This is a genomic window from Micromonospora sp. AKA38, from assembly GCF_027925725.1.
Classification (GTDB): Bacteria; Actinomycetota; Actinomycetes; order Mycobacteriales; family Micromonosporaceae; genus Micromonospora.
In genome coordinates, this window is record NZ_BNEI01000002.1 from 25,413 (window position 1) to 43,512 (window position 18,100).

At 73.3% G+C, this 18,100-nt stretch carries 13 protein-coding genes; 6 read left to right on the plus strand and 7 right to left on the minus strand.

The genetic code is table 11. The features are described from left to right. Positions 1–5 precede the first annotated feature (5 nt). Positions 6–1,847, minus strand: coding sequence for a hypothetical protein (locus tag TPA0908_RS03770; protein ID WP_281934692.1), 1,842 nt, complete (start codon positions 1,845–1,847; stop codon positions 6–8). Positions 1,848–2,053: 206 nt separating this feature from the next. Here TPA0908_RS03770 and TPA0908_RS03775 point away from each other — a divergent pair, with 206 nt between their 5' ends. Continuing rightward, positions 2,054–3,412 carry a glycosyltransferase family protein gene (locus tag TPA0908_RS03775; protein ID WP_281934693.1) on the plus strand — a complete coding sequence of 453 codons (1,359 nt, stop codon included), beginning with the start codon at positions 2,054–2,056 and terminating at the stop codon, positions 3,410–3,412. After that, positions 3,409–5,559: a glycosyltransferase gene (locus TPA0908_RS03780; protein WP_281934695.1), complete on the plus strand. Its 2,151-nt coding sequence runs from the start codon at positions 3,409–3,411 to the stop codon at positions 5,557–5,559. The genes TPA0908_RS03775 and TPA0908_RS03780 overlap by 4 nt, the downstream gene beginning before the upstream one ends. 60 nt (positions 5,560–5,619) lie before the next feature. Here TPA0908_RS03780 and TPA0908_RS03785 read toward each other — a convergent pair whose 3' ends face one another. The 5 genes from TPA0908_RS03785 to TPA0908_RS03805 form a co-directional block, all read right to left on the minus strand. Next, on the minus strand, positions 5,620–7,239 hold the full coding sequence (locus tag TPA0908_RS03785; protein ID WP_281934697.1) for a glycosyltransferase family 4 protein: 1,620 nt from the start codon (positions 7,237–7,239) through the stop codon (positions 5,620–5,622). Positions 7,240–7,280: 41 nt separating this feature from the next. Continuing rightward, positions 7,281–8,960, minus strand: coding sequence for a glycosyl transferase family 1 (locus TPA0908_RS03790; protein ID WP_281934699.1), 1,680 nt, complete (start codon positions 8,958–8,960; stop codon positions 7,281–7,283). Continuing rightward, positions 8,957–9,985, minus strand: coding sequence for a Gfo/Idh/MocA family protein (locus tag TPA0908_RS03795; RefSeq protein ID WP_281934701.1), 1,029 nt, complete (start codon positions 9,983–9,985; stop codon positions 8,957–8,959). Before TPA0908_RS03795 ends, TPA0908_RS03790 begins: the two co-directional genes overlap by 4 nt. Further along, entirely contained in the window at positions 9,982–11,091 is a 1,110-nt protein-coding gene (locus TPA0908_RS03800; protein ID WP_281934703.1) for a DegT/DnrJ/EryC1/StrS family aminotransferase, read from the minus strand. The genes TPA0908_RS03795 and TPA0908_RS03800 overlap by 4 nt, the downstream gene beginning before the upstream one ends. 130 nt (positions 11,092–11,221) lie before the next feature. Further along, complete coding sequence (locus tag TPA0908_RS03805) at positions 11,222–11,854, minus strand: TetR/AcrR family transcriptional regulator (RefSeq protein WP_281934705.1); 633 nt, start codon at positions 11,852–11,854, stop codon at positions 11,222–11,224. Positions 11,855–12,009: 155 nt separating this feature from the next. Between TPA0908_RS03805 and TPA0908_RS03810 the strand changes: the two genes are divergently transcribed. The 4 genes from TPA0908_RS03810 to TPA0908_RS03825 all read left to right on the plus strand — a co-directional run bounded on the left by TPA0908_RS03810 (position 12,010) and on the right by TPA0908_RS03825 (position 16,997). Then, positions 12,010–12,912: an ABC transporter permease gene (locus tag TPA0908_RS03810; RefSeq protein ID WP_107156657.1), complete on the plus strand. Its 903-nt coding sequence runs from the start codon at positions 12,010–12,012 to the stop codon at positions 12,910–12,912. Continuing rightward, positions 12,905–13,705, plus strand: a complete 801-nt coding sequence (locus tag TPA0908_RS03815; RefSeq protein WP_107156656.1) for an ABC transporter ATP-binding protein — start codon at positions 12,905–12,907, stop codon at positions 13,703–13,705. Before TPA0908_RS03810 ends, TPA0908_RS03815 begins: the two co-directional genes overlap by 8 nt. Positions 13,706–13,807: 102 nt before the next feature. After that, the gene (locus TPA0908_RS03820; RefSeq protein ID WP_281934709.1) at positions 13,808–15,307 is read left to right on the plus strand and encodes a bifunctional cytidylyltransferase/SDR family oxidoreductase; all 1,500 of its coding nucleotides are present in this window, start codon (positions 13,808–13,810) and stop codon (positions 15,305–15,307) included. A 16-nt stretch (positions 15,308–15,323) separates the two neighbouring features. After that, on the plus strand, positions 15,324–16,997 hold the full coding sequence (locus tag TPA0908_RS03825; protein WP_281934711.1) for a CDP-glycerol glycerophosphotransferase family protein: 1,674 nt from the start codon (positions 15,324–15,326) through the stop codon (positions 16,995–16,997). Here the strand turns inward: TPA0908_RS03825 and TPA0908_RS03830 are convergent. Continuing rightward, complete coding sequence (locus TPA0908_RS03830) at positions 16,994–17,791, minus strand: alpha/beta fold hydrolase (RefSeq protein ID WP_281934713.1); 798 nt, start codon at positions 17,789–17,791, stop codon at positions 16,994–16,996. The two genes, TPA0908_RS03825 and TPA0908_RS03830, sit on opposite strands and share 4 nt — an antisense overlap. Positions 17,792–18,100 lie beyond the last annotated feature (309 nt).

Sequence of the window (18,100 nt, forward strand, 5' to 3'; positions counted from 1 at the left end):
GGCGGTCAGCGGGTGACCGGCCGGACGTCCCAGAGCCACACGTCGTCGACCCGCCGGCCGGGGCCGTACAGCGCGTCGAGCACGACCTTGAGGTCGTCGTGGCGGCGCGCCCCCCGGTCCGGCAGCACCACCGCGTCGGCCTTCCAGTACCGCACGTCGGTGCGGGCCTGGGCGATGTCGGCCGGTCCGACCGCGGTGTCCCGTTCGCCCCGGGACACGGCGGTGAGCAGCTTGGCGGTGGGCTGCGGGTCGACGCCCCAGCGCCCGGTCGCGTCGGTGGCGGAGACCGGCCCGAGGAAGTAGCCCTCGGGCACCGCGAAGCCGGCCACCGCGGCCGAACTCCAGTACAGCGACGTCATGCCGTTGACCGGCACCGGCACCAGGGTGCGACCGGGCGCCACGTGGTCGCGCCAGGCCCCGCCGGTGACGAACTCCGGCACCGGCGTGCGACCCCGCGCCTCAAGCGGCACCGGCAGCACCGGCAGCAGCGCGGCGGCCACCGCGACGGCACCGACCCGGGCGGCCAGTCGCCCGGACGGCTCGTCCCGCCGGGCGGCGAGCCGGTCGCCGGCCACGGCCAGCAGGACACCGAGCGCCACGGTGGTGATCAGCGCGAACCGGGCCACCACCACGGAGTCGAACACGGGCAGGTCCTGCACCAGCGCGAACGGCGCCGGAATGTCGGTGCGGCGGGTGCCGGACGTCCAGGTGGTGCCGATCGAGAACAGCGCCGAGACCAGGCCGACGACGCCGAGCACCCGGGCCGTCACGTCCCGCCGCAGCCACCACAGCGCGCCGGCCGCGAGCACCAGCAGCGACCAGCCGTAGAAGCTGGCCTGCTCGGTGGTGTTCGGCGCCCAGCCGACCGCGCTGGTCGGGCCGCCGGCCACCGACTGGGTGGCGTACCTGACGTACGAGCCGAGCTTGAGGGCGTAGATGTCCGGGGTGCCCGGGTGGCCCACCCGGTGCTGCGGCCCGGCGAACTGCATCCAGAGCGGGTACGCCGCCGCGACCCCCACCAGCACGGCGGTGATCGCCAGCCCGGGCAGCATCGGGCGCGCCCGGCGCAGCGCGTCGCGGGGTCGCACCGCCAGGTGGGCCAGGACCAGCATCAGGCAGCCGAGCGCGGTGAGGAAGAGGATCTCCAGGCTCACGAAGAACTGGGCCACCACCAGCCCGCCCAGCACCAGGCCGTCGCGGACCACGTGCCCGCCCCGGGACAGCGCGACCACCCGCCAGACGATGAACGGCACCAGCCACTGCGCGGTGATGTGCGGGTGACCGTTGCTGTGCGAGACCAGCGCCGGGGCGAAGGCGCAGAACAGCCCGCCGACGAACGCGGCGGCCCGGGAGTCGACCAGGTGCCGGGAGAGCACGTGGTACCAGGCGTATCCGGTGCCGGCCAGGTTCAGCGTGATGAACAGCAGATAGGAGAAGGACGCGCCGAACAGCAGGGTGACCGGGGCGAGCACCAGCCCGGGGAGCTGGAGCCCGACGTTGGTCATCAGGTTCACCCCGGCCGGGGCGTTCTGGAGCGTGGTGAAGAACGGGTTCTCCAGGTGGCTGACCGCGTGCGCCGCGTACGCCAGCATCCACTCGTTGAAGCCCTGGTCGTTGGGGCGGCTGCCGAGCAGTCGCCCGCCCGGGTCCCGCCAGCCCCGGGCGGTGACCCAGACCGCGCCGAGCAGGAACACCAGCGCGACCACCGCGTCGACCCGGGACCACCGCCGGCGAGCCGGACGACCCTCGGCCGCCGGCGCCGGACCGGGGGTGTCGCCACCGGCCACCTCGGCGTCCCCGGCGGGCACGGGCTCACGATCGCGGGTGTCGGGCGCGGGCGAGGTCATGGCGTAGCAGTCTACGAAAGCGGTGACCCCCACCCCTCGGTGGCACGTCCGGCGCGCGGGACGGCGTTATTGTAGGGTCCGCAGGCTGTCCGAGGGCCGTTCCGCTCTCCCCCACCCTCCCAGGATCGGAATCGATGAACAACGGGCGAACTCTCTGGGACTCGTTGAAGCTCCCCCGGCCGCGACGGTCCGGGTCCCGACCGCACATGATCTATTTGGCCATCGGCTTTCCGCCGGCCGCCAAGAGCTGCGCCTACCGGATGCGGGAGACCGCGAACCAGTTCGCCGCGGCGGGCTGGGACGTGACCGCGGTCACCATCGCGGACGAGGCGTGGGAGCGCGAGTACGGGCTGGACCACACGTTGTCCCAGGGGGTGGACCCGCACGTCCGGGTGGTGAAGCTGCCGCTGTTCCGGGACGACCTGGAGACCGACATCCGCGCGTTCACCGAGCAGCGCGCGCTGGCTCACCTGGACTACCTGGCCGACCTGCGCAAGCAGAACCTGAAGATCTTCCCGGAGCCGGTCTTCGGCGGCTGGCGTCCCGCGCTGGAGAAGGCCCTGCTCCAGATCCACCGGGAGCGGCCGGTCGACCTGCTGGTCACCACCTGCGCCCCGTACGTGAACCTGTCCGCCACGTGGAAGCTGTGGGAGACCCACCAGGTCCCGTACGTGGTGGACTTCCGCGACGGCTGGTCGGTCGACGTGATCAACAACGGCGAGGCGTTCACCCGGGAGTCGGTCTCCGGGCAGTGGGAGATCAAGCTGCTGACCAACGCCATCGCCATCTGGAACGTCAACGAGCCGATCTCCCGCTGGTACCGCGAACGCTATCCGGAGCTGGCGCACAAGATGCGGGTCGTGCGCAACGGCTACGACGCGGCCAGCATCCCGGCCGAGACGCTCCCCGCCCCCGCCGACCGGCCGCTCACCTTCGGCTACCTCGGCGCGCTCAACCTGCCGGTGCCGCTGCTGAGCGCCGTGCTGGAGGGGTGGCGGACGGCGCGCGCGGAGGACCCGGCGCTGGCCGACGCGCGCTTCGAGGTCCGCGGCCACATCGGCGCGGCCTGGGCGCGCGGCGACAACGCCCACGCCGAGCTGCTCCGGGCCGCCGCCGTCGACGGGGTGGTGGTCGGCGGCTCGGTGCCCAAGGCCGAGGTGGTGGACCTCTACTCCCGGTGGGACGCGGTGGTGCTGATGGTGACCGGTGGCCGGTTCATGACCTCCGGCAAGGTCTACGAGTACATGGCCACCGGGATGCCGGTGGTCTCCGCCCACGAGGCGGACCACGACGCCTCCACCGTGCTGTCGACGTACCCGCTCTGGACCGGCGCGGTCGGGTTGGACCCGGCCGAGCTGGCCGGCGCGTTCCGGCGGGCCGCCGCGATGGCCCGCGAGGCCGGCCCCCAGGAGCGGGCGAAGGCCCGCGCCGAGGCGCGGCAGTACGCCCGCGAGGAGCAGCTCATTCCCGCCGTCCGCGAGGTCACCGAGCTGGTCCTCGGCACCGGCGCCCCGCGGACGTCCCCCGCCGGCGCGCGCGTCCTGGCCCGAGAAGGTAGGTCATGATCGAGGTCCTGATGGTGATGGGCACCGTCCCCGGGCGGGTGGCGGTCCTCACCGACGCGTTGACGCAGTTCCGCGCCCTGGGCGTCACCGTACGGGTGGCCACCACGTTCGACCCGGCGGAGCGGATCCCGGCGGCCACCGAGCTGGCCGAGCTGCACCTGCTGCCGACCGCCAAGGAACTGGGCCCGCGGTTCGGCCGGATGGTCAAGCGGGCCAGCCCGGCCCGGCGGCCCTGGCTGCGTGCCCAGCGCGACCCGTGGGTCCGCCGGCACGCCAAGCGCGCCGACGTCCTGGTCGCGCTGGACGCGCAGGCGCTGCACACGGTCTGGCAGTTGGCCCAGCGGCACCGGCGCGCGGACGCGGTCTACGGCATCGCCCCGGCGCTGCGCGCGGTGGAGAAGCGGTCGGCCGACCCGGCGCGCTACCGCCGTCCCCGGCTGCACACCGTCGGCCCCGCCCCGTCCGTGCTGACGAGCGCGACCCGCAACCAGACCGTCGACCTGGCGAAGCGGATGTTCGAGCTGAGCACCGGCAAGCGGGCCATGAAGCTCAGCCCGGTGCGCTGGTTCTGGCAGGGGGCCGTCACGGCGCCCGGCCTGCCGGAACGGCACCGTGGCAAGATCGCCCAGCGGGTCACCGGCACCATGCTCAAGTCCGGGCACGGCGCCAGCGCGAAGCGGGTGGCGTTGGCGGCGCAGGGCCGCCTGAAGAGCCCGACGACCAGGGGACAGCTCCTCGGCCCGATCGTCGACGCGGAGCTGAGCCAGGGCCGGGTGCCCGAGCATCTGATGACCGTGGTGCGGGGCCAGCTCAAACTGGCCGACGGCTTCCTCAAGAAGCGCAACCCGGGCAAGGCCGCGCCGCACGTGCTGCGCGCGTTCAACCTGCTGTTCCACCGGATCGTGCAGTTCGACGGCACCACCTCGCCGCTGGCCGAGGACCCGGAGAAGTTCCTCGCGCCGCTGCACGACAGCGACGCCGGCCGGGCGCTGGCGACCCCGCGCGGCCGGCAGCAGCCGGCGGCGTTCCCGCCCGCCGACCGGCCGCACCGGATGCTCTTCTTCACCGGCCTGAACGACAACTTCCTCGGGCCGATCCTGGACCGCTACGAGGCGATGCCCGGGGTGGAGGTCCGCCGGCTGAACCTGATGGAGGAGTCGATCCTCCCGGTGCTCAGCAACGGCCGCACGAACGTGACGCTCCACATGCTCGCCGGCGCCTCCAAGCGGGCCGGCGAGGTCCAGGAGGCGTGGGGTCCGCACCTCGACTGGGCCGACACGGTCTTCGTGGACTGGTGCAACCTGGGCGCCGCGATGCTGTCGATGATCGACCCGGGCACCACCCGGGTGGTCGTCCGGCTGCACAGCTTCGAGGCGTTCAGCTGGTGGCCGCACGTGACCGACTGGTCCCGGGTGGACGACGTGGTCTTCGTCTCCGAACACCTCCGCGACCTGGCGCTGGCCGCGGTGCCGCGGCTGCGTGCCCCGCAGGGGCCCCGGACGCACATGATCTTCAACGCCATGGACCTGCACCGGTACGTGGCGCCGAAGGTCTCCGCCGACAGCCGGTTCACGCTCGGGCTGGTCGGGTTGAGTTCCCTTGCCAAGGATCCGCGCTGGGCCCTCGCCGTGCTGCGGGAGCTGCGCCGCCGCGACGACAGGTACCGCCTCAAGCTGGTCGGCGACCCGCTCAACCCGGAGCTCAGCCCGGCGGTCGCGGCGTACGTCCGGGACCTCGACGCCGAGCTGGCCGAGCTGGAGGCGGCCGGCGCGGTGGTGCGGGCCGGCCGCACCGACGACGTGCCCGGCGCGCTCACCGACGTCGGCGTCATCCTCAGCACCTCGCTGCGGGAGAGCTTCCACTGCGCGCTCGTCGAGGGCGCGGCCAGCGGCGCCGTGCCGGTGGTCCGCGACTGGCCGTTCTTCGCCGGCCGGCAGCACAGCGCCCGGACGCTCTTCCCGAGCGACTGGGTGGTGGGCACGCCGGAGGAGGCCGCCGAGCGGATCCTGGCACTCACCGCGTCGGAGGAGGTCTGGCGCGAGGCGGGCCGGGCGGCGGCGTCGCACGTGTTGAGCACCTGGGACTGGTCGGTCACCCAGAAGGACTTCGACCGGCTGCTGCTGGAGCCGCCGACCAGCGCGGACTGACCGGCGGAAACGGAATCGGCCGGCTCCCCCTCGGGGAGCCGGCCGAACTCGTTCGTCGGGTCAGCGCGAGGTGCCCGCGAGCTGCTGCTCGTCCTCGGCCGGCCGGGACGCCGGCGGGCGGGCCCCGCCGGCGCGCGACGCGCCCCGCAGCGAGGTGTAGACCTCGTCGAGGATGCGGGCCTGCGCCTCCCACGTCCAGCCGTCCAGCAGGCCCGGCTTGTCGTAGGCGGCCCGGTAGCGCTGCGGGTCGGCGAGCACGGCCCGCACGGCGCGCGCGTAGTCGGCCAGGTCCTCGGCGGTGAACACCTCACCCTGGCCGGTGGCCCGCGCGGTCTGCGCCATCGTCTTCACGTCGCTGACCACGATGGGCAGGCGGGCGTGCGAGTACTCCAGGAACTTCGTGATCAGCGCCAGCTCGTGGTTGGGCTTGTGGTGGATCGGGATGACCCCGGCGTCCGCGGCGGACAGGAACGGCACCACCTGCCAGTGCGCCACGTACGGCAGCAGGTGCACCCGGTCCTCGACGCCCAGCTCGACGGCCCGCTCCCGCAGCCGCTCGGAGAACGTGTTGTCGCCGTTCGGGTTCATGGTCACGAACGCGACGTGCACGTCGGGCAGTTCCGGCAGCGCCTCCACCATGATCTGGCAGCCCCGGCTCGGGTTCACCGCGCCGGAGTAGACGAGCACCGGCGTCCGGTCGTCCACGCCGCACAGCGCCCGCAGGTCCGGCACCTCGCCCTCGGCCTCGGCCGGCGGTGCCATCGGCGCGTTGAGCACCACGGCCGGCCGCTCGGGCAGGGCGTGGGTCTCCTGGAGCAGGTCGGCGAGCGTGTCGGAGACCGTCACCACCGCGTCCGGGTAGGCCGCGTACTCGGCCGTGTAGGCGATCTGGGCCGGCAGCCAGCGCGGGTTGTCGGCCCGGCCGGTGATGCCGCCGACGAACTCGTGGGCGTCCCAGACCAGCTTGGTGTGCCGGCCGGCGGCCCGGGCCCGCAGCGTCGCCCGCGCCCCGATGCCGAGCATCCGGAAGTCGTTGGCGTGGATGATGTCCGGCTTCAGCTCGTCGAGCGCGGTCCGGAAGGCCAGCTCGAAGTCCCACAACCCGGGGTCCAGCCGACGCCAGGCGCGGTTGCCCAGCACGCTCTGCCAGAGCCGGATGGGCAGCCGGGTCAGCGGCGCCTCCGGGTCGAGCTGGGCCTTGCGCAGCCGGTGGGTCTCCCCGTTGCGGAACCGCACCCAGCGGGCCAGTGCCGTGGCGGCGGCACGGGACGGCAACTGGGCCGCCCGCCGCACGGCCGCGGGTGGCCCGCCGTCGAGCGCCCGGGCGCGGACCCGGCGCTCGTAGAGGTCGGCCTGCCAGGCCTTGATCTCCTGGACCCGGTAGGCGGCCCGGCTGGTCGACGCGTACGCCAGCGGCCGGCGCAGCGAGCGGCGGTACTCCCGGGGCAGCCGGTGCAGCGGCTTGGGCACGCGCAGCAGGCGCACCTCCGCGCCGCCGATCCGCCAGGTGTCCACCTCGGAGCGGGCGTTGCGGATGCCGAGCAGGACGACCTCCCAGCCGGCGTCCGCCGCGGATCGGGCGGCCTTCTGCACCCGGGAGTCGCCGTGGACCCCGTTGTCGACCAGCATCACCACCCGTCCCCGGGTCGGTCGGGCATCGGTGTTCGAGCCAGCTTGCATCGGGTGCTTCTCCTCGTTGACGGGGGCGGGCGCGGGCGGGGCTATCGGAGAAAGGCGTCGAAGACCTCGGCGGTCCGTCGCCCGTCGTGGTGGTCACGGACGTAACGCGTGCCCTCCGCGGCGAGGGCGACCGCGGCGGGCCGGTCGTCGAGCAGCGATTCGATGGCCTTGACGAGGGTGTCGGGCGTGGCGTTGGCGATCGGCGGGCGGACGCCGGCGGCCCGGTGCGGGCCCTCGCTGACGTACGCCATCACGACCCTGCCGGCGGCCATCCCCTCGCAGGAGAAGGTGCCGTAGCTGCCCATCACGAGCTGGTCGACCACGATGTCGCAGTCCTGCACCTGGCGGCGCATCTCGTGGTGCGGCAGCCCCTCCACCAGGCGCAGTTCGATGACGTGGCGGTCGTGCAGCTCCTGCAACCGGGGCAGGAGCCGGTCGGTGCCCTTGGTCCACCGCTTCGACGGCGCGTGCAGCACCACCGGCCGGGCGCGTTCCAGCACCGGGCGGTCGCAGGCCCAGTCGTCCACGTCGACGATCAGCGGCGCCCAGGTGGCGAACGGCACGTCGTCCAGCAGGTCGGGGGTGGTCACGAAGAACGGCAGGCCGCTCTCCTCGGCGGTGCGCCGGTTGCGTTCGGCCACCGTGGTGAGCCGCTCGCGCAGCTCGGGGTCGGCGTCCCGGAACGCGGACTCGGCATGCCGTTCCAGGTGCGCGCCCGGATGGCGGATCTCGCTGCCGTGCGCCAGCAGCGCGACCTTGAGCCGGGCCCGGCGCAGCGCGGGCAGGTCGGCGGCGATGTCGTCGCCGTTGGCCCGGCCGAGCACCGGGCGGAACGCGTCCACGATCAGGTGCGTGTACCAGCCGAGCACCCGGCGGGCCTGCTCCGCCTGCACGTCGAGCCGGTGCTCGCCCGGGTAGTTCAGGTAACGGTCGGCCGGGTAGCGGTAGGTCTCCGGCGGCTTGGCCATCACCAGCTCGACGCCGACGTCCGTCCGGGCGGTGGTGAGCGCCACGGCCAGGGCGGAGAGCTGCCCGGCGTAGTTGGCGGTGCCCAGCCCCAACCGGACCGGACCGGCGCCGAGCGCCCGCCAGGGGCCCGGGGTGCCGGCCTCGATCGGCGCGACCGTGGGCCCGTCCGGCGCGGGTGGCCCGTCGTCGTGCTGCCGGGCCCGCTGCACCGCCTTCGCGAAGGAGGGCAGCGAGCCGGGCGCGAAGAGTTCGCCGGTCCCGTGTCGGGCCAGGTGCTCGCGGACCACCCGGCTGTCCGCCGCGACGATCCGCAGCCCGGCGGCGAGGTAGGTGTCGAGCAGCGCCAGGCCGGCGTCCGGGTCGAAGCCGAACACCGCCACGTCCGCCGAGGCGAGGAACGCGGCGGTCACCGCGCGTGGGCGTGGCACCTGGTGGATCCGGCGACGGGCCCTGCCGGCGCGGTCGACCAGCTCCCGGGCCGCCGTCTGCTCCGCCTCGTCGCAGACCAACGCGAGGTGGAACTCGGGCAACCGGTCGAGCGTACGGACCACCCCGTCCAGCGCCCGGTCCGCCGTGATCCCACCGGCGTGCACCAGGAGCGGCGTGCCGGCGGGCAGCTCACACAGCTCGCGTACCGACGGGGTCTGGAAGGGCCGCGTGCCGGCGGCGGCCCGGCGGAGCGCGATGCGCCACCGCCGGGGGATCCGCCGCCGTACCGCCGAGACCGTCCGCCGCACCGGCGCGGGGCTCATCGCAGCGCCGGCTCCGCGTCGCTGCCGCTCGACACGACCGACACGACCTTGCCGTCGGACGCGGACTCCAGCAGCGCCGCCGCCACCTGCACGGTACGCAGACCCTGCCGCAGGGTGACGATGTCGCTCTGCTTGCCCTCGACCGCGTCGCGGAAGCGCTCGTGCTCGACCAGCAGCGGTTCCCGCTTCGGGATGGCGTAGCGGACCATGTCGCCCTCGGCCACGCCGCGGAACGCGCGCAGCGCCTCCCACTCGGTGTCGATGGCGGCGTTGGCGTAGAAGGTGAGGTCCGCGGTGAGCGTGTCGGCGACGAAGCAGCCCTTGTCGCCGGTGACCACGGTGGACCGCTCCTTGAGCGGGCTCAGCCAGTTGACCAGGTGGTTGACCATGGTGCCGTCGGCGAGCGTGCCGACCACGGCGACCATGTCCTCGTGCAGCCGGCCGCTGCGGGAGACCGTGCGGGCGGCGACCGAGGTGTATTCCTGGCCGGTCACCCAGGCGGTCAGGTCGATGTCGTGGGTGGCCAGGTCCATCACCACGCCGACGTCGGCGATGCGGTGCGGGAACGGGCCCTGCCGGCGGGTGACCACCTGGAAGACCTCGCCCAGCTCACCGGCCTCCAGCCGGGTACGCAGGCTCTGCAACGCCGGGTTGTAGCGCTCGATGTGGCCGACGCCGGCGACCAGGCCGGCCGCCTCGAACGCGTCGACCAGCTTGGTGGCCGCCTCGACGGACTGCGCGAGCGGCTTCTCGATCAGCGCGCAGACACCGTTGGCGGCCAGTTCCAGGCCGATCGACTCGTGCAGCGCGGTCGGGCAGGCGACCACCGCGTAGTCGACGCCCAGCGCCAGCAGGTCACTCAGCTCGGCCACCACCGGCGCGCGCAGCGTGCCGGTGGTGTCACCGGCCGGGTCGACGATGCCGACCAGCTCGACGCCGTCCAGGTTGGACAGCACCCGGGCGTGGTTGCGGCCCATGGCGCCGAGGCCGATCAGCCCGGCGCGCAGCTTGCGTCCCCCGCTCATCGGGCACCGCCCGCGACGTTCGCCGCGTCGGCGATCCGCTCCAGCTCGGCCTGGCTCAGCGACGGGTGCACCGGCAGCGAGACCACCTCGGCGGCGGCCCGCTCGGTCTCCGGCAGCTGCCACGGGCCGGGCTGGCCGTCGGCGTTCAGGTAGGGCTTGAGCCGGTGGATCGGGGTCGGGTAGTAGACCGCGTTGCCGATGCCCAGCTCGGTGAGGCGGGCCTGGGCGGCGTCGCGGTCGCCGGTCACCCGCACCGTGTACTGGTGGTAGACGTGCTTCGCGCCGTCGGCGACCGGCGGGGTGACCATGCCGGTGATCGCGGAGTCGAGGAACTTGGCGTTCGCGCGACGCTGCTCGGTCCACCCGGCGAGCTGGCCGAGCTGGACCCGGCCGATGGCGGCGGCCACGTCGGTCATCCGCATGTTGGCGCCGACGATCTCGTTGGCGTACCGCTGCTCCATGCCCTGGTTGCGCAACAGCCGCAGCGTGCGGGCGAGCCCGGCGTCGGCGGTGGTGATCATGCCGCCCTCAAGGGAGTGCATGTTCTTGGTCGGGTAGAAGCTGAAGCAGCCGGCGGTGCCGAACGCGCCGACCGGGGTGCCGTTCAGCTCGGCGCCGTGCGCCTGGGCGGCGTCCTCGACGACGGCCAGGCCGTGCTGCTGCGCGATCGCCATGATCCGGTCCATCGCGGCGGGGTGGCCGTAGAGGTGCACCGGCATGATGGCGACCGTCTTCGGGGTGATCGCGGCGGCGACCGCCTCCGGGTCGACGCAGAAGCTGCCCGGCTCGATGTCCACGAAGACCGGCTCGGCGCCGACCAGCCGGACCGCGTTGCCGCTGGCGGCGAACGAGAACGAGGGCACGATGATCTCGTCGCCCGGGCCGAAGCCGAGCGCCATCAGGGTGAGCTGGAGCGCGGACGTGCCGGAGTTGACGGCGACGCAGTGCCGGCCGGCGACCAGGTCGCCGAACTCCTCCTCGAACGCGGCGACCTCGGGGCCCTGCACCACCCGGCCGCTCCGCAGCACCCGGACAGCCGCCTCGATCTCGGCCTCGCCGATGATCGGTCGTGCTGGGGGAATGAACTCTGGATGCGGCCCGGCCATGGGGCTTCCTCCTGTCGACGCGTGACTGTGGGGGACGTTCGGGGGGATGGTAACGGTCTGGACGGAAAACGCTGCGTTCGCGCTCAGTGTCCGACCGGATGTTCCGCGCTGTTCATGATCGACGGGTGACTCATACTTCCACCTCGTCGCGGGCAGGCCCCAAGCATGCTACCCGCAGCGCCGCGACGATCGCGGCGGCCATCCGGGGCACCTCGGCCGCCTCCAGCGGGGCCCGGGAGATGGCCATCCGCCAGTAGACCGGCCCGACGATCAGGTCGACCGCGGCCCGCCGGTCGGTGTCCGGGGACAGCTCGCCGCGCTCCACCGCCCGGCCGATCAGGATCCGGCCGACGGCCTGCTGGTAGTCGTCCAGCGCGGTCTGGAGCTTCTCGGCGATCTGGGGGTTGCGCGCCGCCTCGGCCAGCAGGTCCGGGATGATCTGCGCGGCCAGTCGGTGACGCAACGCACGCGCCATCACGTGCAGCAGGATCTCCAGGTCGCCCAGGAGGCTCCCGGTGTCCAGCAGCGGGATGTTCCGCCCGGCCACCGCGGAGACCATGTCCAGCACCAGGTCGAGCTTGGAACGCCAACGTCGGTAGATCGCGGTCTTGCTCACGCCGGCCCGGCGGGCCACCGCCTCGATCGAGAGGCGCCCGTAGCCGACCTGGGCCAACTCCTGCATCACGGCGGTGCGGATGGCGCTGGTGATCTCGCCGCGCAGCACCGCCGCGCCGGCCGGGGCACGCCTCTTCTCGGTCGTCACGTGGGACAATGTAGCGCAACGACGGTACGGTTGCGTCCCGACGTTCGGTGGACTACCTTCCATGCAGCAGCGAGGCGGCTCCTCCCCGCCCGGCCACGCTGGATGTCTTCACCGCACTGCTCCCCATCGGCACGAAAAGATCGGAGCGCCTGACCATGGCCAACACCGCGGTGGCCGACCCCGAATCCGGACTGACCCGGGCCCAACTGGCCGGGCGGTACGGACTGCGGGTCGCCGGGGAACGACCGCCCCTGGGCGAGTACGCCCGCCGGCTCTGGGCGTACCGGCACTTCATGACCGCGTACTCGCGGGCGAAGGTCGCGTCCTCGCTGAGCAACACCCAGCTCGGCCAGCTCTGGCAGGTGCTGACCCCGCTGACCAACGCGGCGGTCTACTTCCTGATCTTCGGGCTGATCCTGGCCCAGCACCGGAACGTGAACAACTTCATCGCGTACCTGTGCACCGGTGTGTTCATCTTCATCTTCACCCAGACCGCGGCCACGAACGGCACCAGCGCCATCACCGGCAACCTGGGGCTGATCCGGGCGTTGCAGTTCCCGCGCGCCGCGCTGCCGATCACGGTCACCCTGGTGCAGCTCCAGCAGCTCCTCATGTCGATGGTGGTGCTGGCCGCGATCGTGCTGCTCACCGGCGAGCCGGTCACGTTCCGCTGGCTGCTGCTGCCCCCGATGCTGCTGCTCCAGACGATCTTCAACGTCGGGCTGAGCATGGTGATGGCCCGCCTCGGCTCCAAGGTCGCCGACCTCAAGCAGATCATGCCGTTCGTGATGCGCACCTGGCTGTACGCCTCCGGCGTGCTCTACCCGGTGGCGCTGCTGCGCGAGCACCTGCCCTCCTGGGCGGCCAGCATCCTGGAGTGGAACCCGCCGCTGGTCTTCATCGAGCTGGCCCGCTACGCGCTGCTCGACTCGCACCAGCCCAACATGGTGAGCTCCCCGCCGAAGCTCTGGGCGCTCGGCGTGTTCTGGGCGGTCGTCATGGGCGTCGGCGGGTTCGTCTACTTCTGGCGCGGAGAGAAGGAGTACGGCCGTGGCTGAGCAGACGCTGCCGGTGAACGCCGGCACCGTGACCGACTCGGGCCGCGTCCCCACCGTGGTGGTGGACGACGTGCACGTGATCTACCGGATCCACAAGGGCGCGGCCGGCGGCACCACCCCCGTCTCCGCGCTCAAGCGGATCGTCTCCCGCACCAAGGCGCCGAACATCCGCGAGGTGCACGCCGTCAAGGGGGTGAGCTTCACCGCGTACGAGGGTGAGGCCATCGGCCTGATCGGCAGCAACGGCTCCGGCAAGTCGACCCTGCTGCGGGCCATCGCCGGCCTGCTCCCGCCGGCCCGGGGCGCGGTCTACACGCAGGGCCAGCCGTCCCTGCTCGGCGTGAACGCCGCGCTGCTCAACGACCTCTCCGGCGAGCGCAACGTGGTGCTCGGCTGCCTGGCCATGGGCATGCCGCCGGAGGAGGTCAAGCGCATCGCCCCGGAGATCATCGAGTTCTCCGGGATCAACGAGCGCGGCGACTTCGCCTCGCTGCCGATGCGCACCTACTCCTCCGGCATGGGCGCCCGGCTGCGCTTCGCGATCTCGTCGGCGAAGAAGCACGACGTGCTGCTCATCGACGAGGCGCTGGCCACCGGCGACCGCAAGTTCCGGGTCCGCAGCGAGCAGCGGGTCCGGGAGCTGCGCGACAGCGCCGGCACCGTGTTCCTGGTCAGCCACTCGATCGGCTCGATCCGGGACACCTGCGAGCGCACCATCTGGCTGGAGAGCGGCGTCCTGCGGATGGACGGCCCCACCCAGGAGGTCTGCGACGCCTACGAGAACCAGAAGTAACCCGCCGGAGCGCACCGACCCGGGATCCGTCCGGGCGGTGCGCTCCGCCGTACGCGTTAAGGTTTCCGGACCCATCCCCTTCACCCAGAGTGAGGTACGGCAATGACGCAGGACCACACCACCGCACCGGACGCCGCGCCGGCGAGCCCGGCACCCTGGCGCCCCACGCGTACGGTGGCCGTGATCCTCGCCGGGGGCACCGGGACCCGCCTCGGTCTGGGCATCCCGAAGCAGCTCCTGAAGATCGCCGGCAAGCCGATCATCGAGCACACGCTTGCCGTCTTCGAGGCCGCGCCGGAGATCGACGAGATCATCGTGCTGATGGCCACCGGCCACGTGCCGGACGCCGAACGGATCGTCGCCGGCGCCGGGTTCCGCAAGGTCACCAAGGTGATCGAGGGCGGCGAGACGCGCAACGACACCACCCGGATCGCGCTCGACGCGGTCGGCGAGGGCGACGTCAACATCCTCTTCCACGACGCGGTCCGCCCGCTGGTCAGCGCGCGGATCGTGCGCGAGTGCGTGAACGCGCTCTGGAGCTACTCGGCGGTCGACGTGGCCATCCCGTCCGCCGACACGATCGTCCAGGTCGACGCGGACGACTGCATCACCGACATCCCGGTCCGGTCCCGGCTGCGCCGCGGCCAGACCCCGCAGGCGTTCCGCTCCGGCACCATCCGGGAGGCGTACCGGCGGGCCGAGGGCGACCCCGACTTCGCCGCCACCGACGACTGCGGTGTGGTGCTGCGCTACCTGCCCGGCACGCCGATCAAGGTGATCGACGGCTCGGACGAGAACATCAAGGTCACCCACCCGGTCGACGTGCACCTGGCCGACAAGCTGTTCCAGCTCGCCGCCGCCCAGGCGCCCCGGCTCAGCCACCGCGGCTACGCCGAGGAGCTGACCGGCCGGACCATCGTGGTCTTCGGCGGCAGCTACGGCATCGGGCACGACCTCACCGAACTGGCCCGCGGCTACGGCGCCCAGGTCTTCCCGTTCAGCCGGTCCAGCACCGGCACGCACGTGGAGCGCGCCGAGGACGTGGCCGCCGCGCTGAAGACCGCGTTCGAGGCGACCGGCCGGATCGACCACGTGGTGGTCACCGCCGGCATCCTGGAGAAGGGCGCGCTCGCCGAGATGGACGACGAGACGATGGACCGGCTCCTGCACGTCAACTTCGTCGGCCCGGTCACCATCGCCCGCCAGTCGCTGCCGTACCTCCAGCAGACCAAGGGGCAGTTGCTGCTCTACACGTCCAGCTCCTACACCCGGGGCCGGGCCCGGTACGCGCTCTACTCGGCCACCAAGGCCGCGCTTGTCAACCTCACCCAGGCGCTCGCCGACGAGTGGGCGGAGTTCGGCGTACGGGTCAACTGCGTCAACCCGGAACGCACCGCCACCCCGATGCGGACCAAGGCGTTCGGCGAGGAGCCGGAGCACACGCTGCTCGCCTCCGAGGCGGTCGCCCAGGCCTCCCTGGACGTGCTGATCTCCGAACTGACCGGGCAGGTGGTCGACGTCCGCCGGGCACCCGGCGAGCCGGTGGCCGACGTGCCGGCGCAGCCCGGCGCGCACCGGTCCGAACTGTCCACCCGCGCCTGACCCGAGGGACGTGCAGATGCGTGGTGAACTGGTCCGGAAGCTGCTCGCCCGGGTACTGACCAGCGGGCTGGCGGTGCTGGCGTTCCTCGTCGTGGCGCTCACCGGCGCCACCGGCGCCGGCCTGGCGCTGGCGGTCGCCGCGCTGGCCGCCGCCGCCTGGGAGCGCCGGGTCCGGCCCAGCGCCGACGGGCTCGTCGAGACGGTGCTGGTGGCCGCCGGGATCCTGGTCGGCTACGCCCGCCGCGCCGACGACGGGTTCGATCCGGCGCTGGCCGCCACCGCGCTGGTCCTGCTCGGCCTGGTGCTGCTGGTCGGCCCGCTGCGGCAGGCCGGCGCGCTGGAGATCCGGGCGGCGAACCTGCCGGTCCGCTCCTGGACGCCACTCGTCGCCGCCCGGCTCGGCGACGCCCTGCTGGTGCTGCTCGCCCTGGTGGCGCTCGCCGCCGCGTGGCCGCTGCCGGCCTGGCTGCCGCTGGCCGCCACGCTGCTGGTCGGCGCCGGTTGTGCCGCGATCGCGTTCGACCTCGCCCGGCGCCGGTTCCGGCCGCCGGCCGGGGGCGGTCCGGTCGGCCGGGCGTTGCGGCGGCAGCAGCCGGAGTTCGTGCTGCACTTCTCCGCCCCGCCCGGGTCGGAGTACCAGGTCACCATGTGGCTGCCCTACCTGGAGCGGATCGGCCGGCCGTTCCTGGTGGTGGTGCGCGAGCCCGAGTTCCTGTCCACCGTGGCCGCCGCCACCCGCGCGCCGGTGGTCCTCTGCCCCACCCTGAAGGCGCTCGACGAGGCGCTGGTGCCCAGCCTGCGGGCGGCGTTCTACGTCAACCACGGCGCGAAGAACGCCCACGTGATCCGGTTCCACCAGCTCACCCACGTGCAGTTGCACCACGGCGACAGCGACAAGGCGCCCAGCGCCAACCCGGTGTCGGCGATCTTCGACAAGATCTTCGTGGCCGGCCAGGCCGCGATCGACAGGTACGCCCGCGCCGGCGTGGAGATCCCCGCCGAGAAGTTCGTCGTGGTCGGCCGCCCCCAGGTCGAGGCCATCGAGGTACGCCGGGAGCCGAGGCCGGCGTCGGCGCACCCGACCGTCCTCTACACCCCCACCTGGACCGGGCACCACGCCGACGCCAACTACTGTTCGCTGCCGGTGGCCGAGACGCTGATCCGGCGACTGATCGACCGCGGCGCGGCGGTGATCCTGCGCGCCCACCCGTACACCGACCGGAACCCGGCCTCGGCGCGGCAGCTCGCCCGGCTCACCGAACTGCTCGCCGCCGACAAGGCGAAGACCGGCCGGCCGCACCTGTGGGGCGCGGCGGCGGCCCGGGAGCTGACGCTCACCGAGTGCGTCAACCGCGCCGACGCGCTGGTCTCCGACGTCTCCGGGGTCATCTCCGACTGGCTCTACTCCGGCAAGCCGTACGCGGTCACCGACACCGGCGCCGACGGCGCGCACTTCGTCGAGCGGTTCCCGCTCGCGGCCGCCGGCTACGTGCTGCGCCGCGACATGTCCAACGTGGACGACGTGCTCGCCGCGCTGCTCGACACTGACCCGAAGGCCCCCGAACGCTGGACGGCCCGGACCCGCTACCTGGGCGACTTCCCCGCCGACGGCTACGCCGAGGCGTTCCTCTCCGCCGCCCGCCGCGAGCTGGAACCGGACTGGGCCGTCCCGGCGCCGCGTCCGGCCTAGAGATAGGGGTCGAGCAGGGCGAGCACCGCCGCCGGGTCCTCGACGTGGGCGTGGTGGCCCAACCCGGGCAGGGTGGCCACCGGCACGCCGAACGCCTTGAGCTGCGCGTCCGTCACCATCGGATCCGTTTCGCCGCGCGCCAGCAGCACCGGCGCGTCGGCGGCGGCCAGCAGAGCGGGCACGTCGGGCTCACCCACCGCGAACCCGGCCGGATCCATGGCCAGCCGCCACCGTCCACCGCCCCGCTCGTCGCCGCCGGGGTGGCTCCGGTGCCCGCGGCCGTCCTCCCGCCGCAGCCCCGCGTCGACCACCGGATGGTCGGGAGCGAACAGGCCGGCGAGCCCGGAGACCCGCAGGTAGCGGCGGGCCGCCTCGTCACGGGTGGCGAACCAGGTCACCGGCCGGGCCGCCAACTCGTCCGCCTTGGCCAGCTCGGCCGGTGACCAGACCACCTTGATGCCCAGCCCGACCACCGCGTCGACCGGCAGGCCCCGCTGCCGTGCGGCGAGCGACAGCGCCACCACGCCACCGAGCGAGTGCCCGAGCAGCACCAGCCGGTCGTGCGGGCCGAGCCGGAGCGCGTCGAGCCCGTCCGCCACGCGCCGCGCCAGGGCCGCGAACGAGTACCCGGCCTCCGGCAGCGGCGGTGACCAGCCGTGGCCGGCCAGGTCGGGGGCGAGCCAACGCCCCTGCCAGCGACGCTCCAGCAGCGGCGCCCAGGGCAACCACACCTCGCCGGTGGCGCCCATGCCGTGCAGGAGCACCAGGTGGCGGGTCGCCGTCGCATCGCCCATACGCCGCAGTCTGCCACCGCACGGACACCACGCGCGAGACCACGCACGGCCGGCACCGCCCGGGCGAATGGAACGCGATGACTGCCCGCGGACACCGGAGGCACTCCCGCGTCGTTCCACAACCTGGGCGCGGAACGGTGTCGACGCGTAGGGCACGCCGGACGTTGCTTGCGCTCGCAGCCCTACAAACTTGATGGCGTGGACGGGTCGCCCTCCTGACCCGTCCACGCCATCAAGTTCGCAGGCTCTGGAGCACTGACTGTCCGCAGCCACGGCCGGGTGGGGGCGGGCGGCGAGTGGAACACGGTG

Coding starts and splice junctions, on each gene's coding strand:
- TPA0908_RS03770 (WP_281934692.1), bottom strand. CDS start 1,847: ATGACCTCGCCCGCGCCCGACACCCGCGATCGTGAGCCCGTGCCCGCC.
- TPA0908_RS03775 (WP_281934693.1), top strand. CDS start 2,054: ATGATCTATTTGGCCATCGGCTTTCCGCCGGCCGCCAAGAGCTGCGCC.
- TPA0908_RS03780 (WP_281934695.1), top strand. CDS start 3,409: ATGATCGAGGTCCTGATGGTGATGGGCACCGTCCCCGGGCGGGTGGCG.
- TPA0908_RS03785 (WP_281934697.1), bottom strand. CDS start 7,239: ATGCAAGCTGGCTCGAACACCGATGCCCGACCGACCCGGGGACGGGTG.
- TPA0908_RS03790 (WP_281934699.1), bottom strand. CDS start 8,960: ATGAGCCCCGCGCCGGTGCGGCGGACGGTCTCGGCGGTACGGCGGCGG.
- TPA0908_RS03795 (WP_281934701.1), bottom strand. CDS start 9,985: ATGAGCGGGGGACGCAAGCTGCGCGCCGGGCTGATCGGCCTCGGCGCC.
- TPA0908_RS03800 (WP_281934703.1), bottom strand. CDS start 11,091: ATGGCCGGGCCGCATCCAGAGTTCATTCCCCCAGCACGACCGATCATC.
- TPA0908_RS03810 (WP_107156657.1), top strand. CDS start 12,010: ATGGCCAACACCGCGGTGGCCGACCCCGAATCCGGACTGACCCGGGCC.
- TPA0908_RS03820 (WP_281934709.1), top strand. CDS start 13,808: ATGACGCAGGACCACACCACCGCACCGGACGCCGCGCCGGCGAGCCCG.
- TPA0908_RS03825 (WP_281934711.1), top strand. CDS start 15,324: ATGCGTGGTGAACTGGTCCGGAAGCTGCTCGCCCGGGTACTGACCAGC.
- TPA0908_RS03830 (WP_281934713.1), bottom strand. CDS start 17,791: ATGGGCGATGCGACGGCGACCCGCCACCTGGTGCTCCTGCACGGCATG.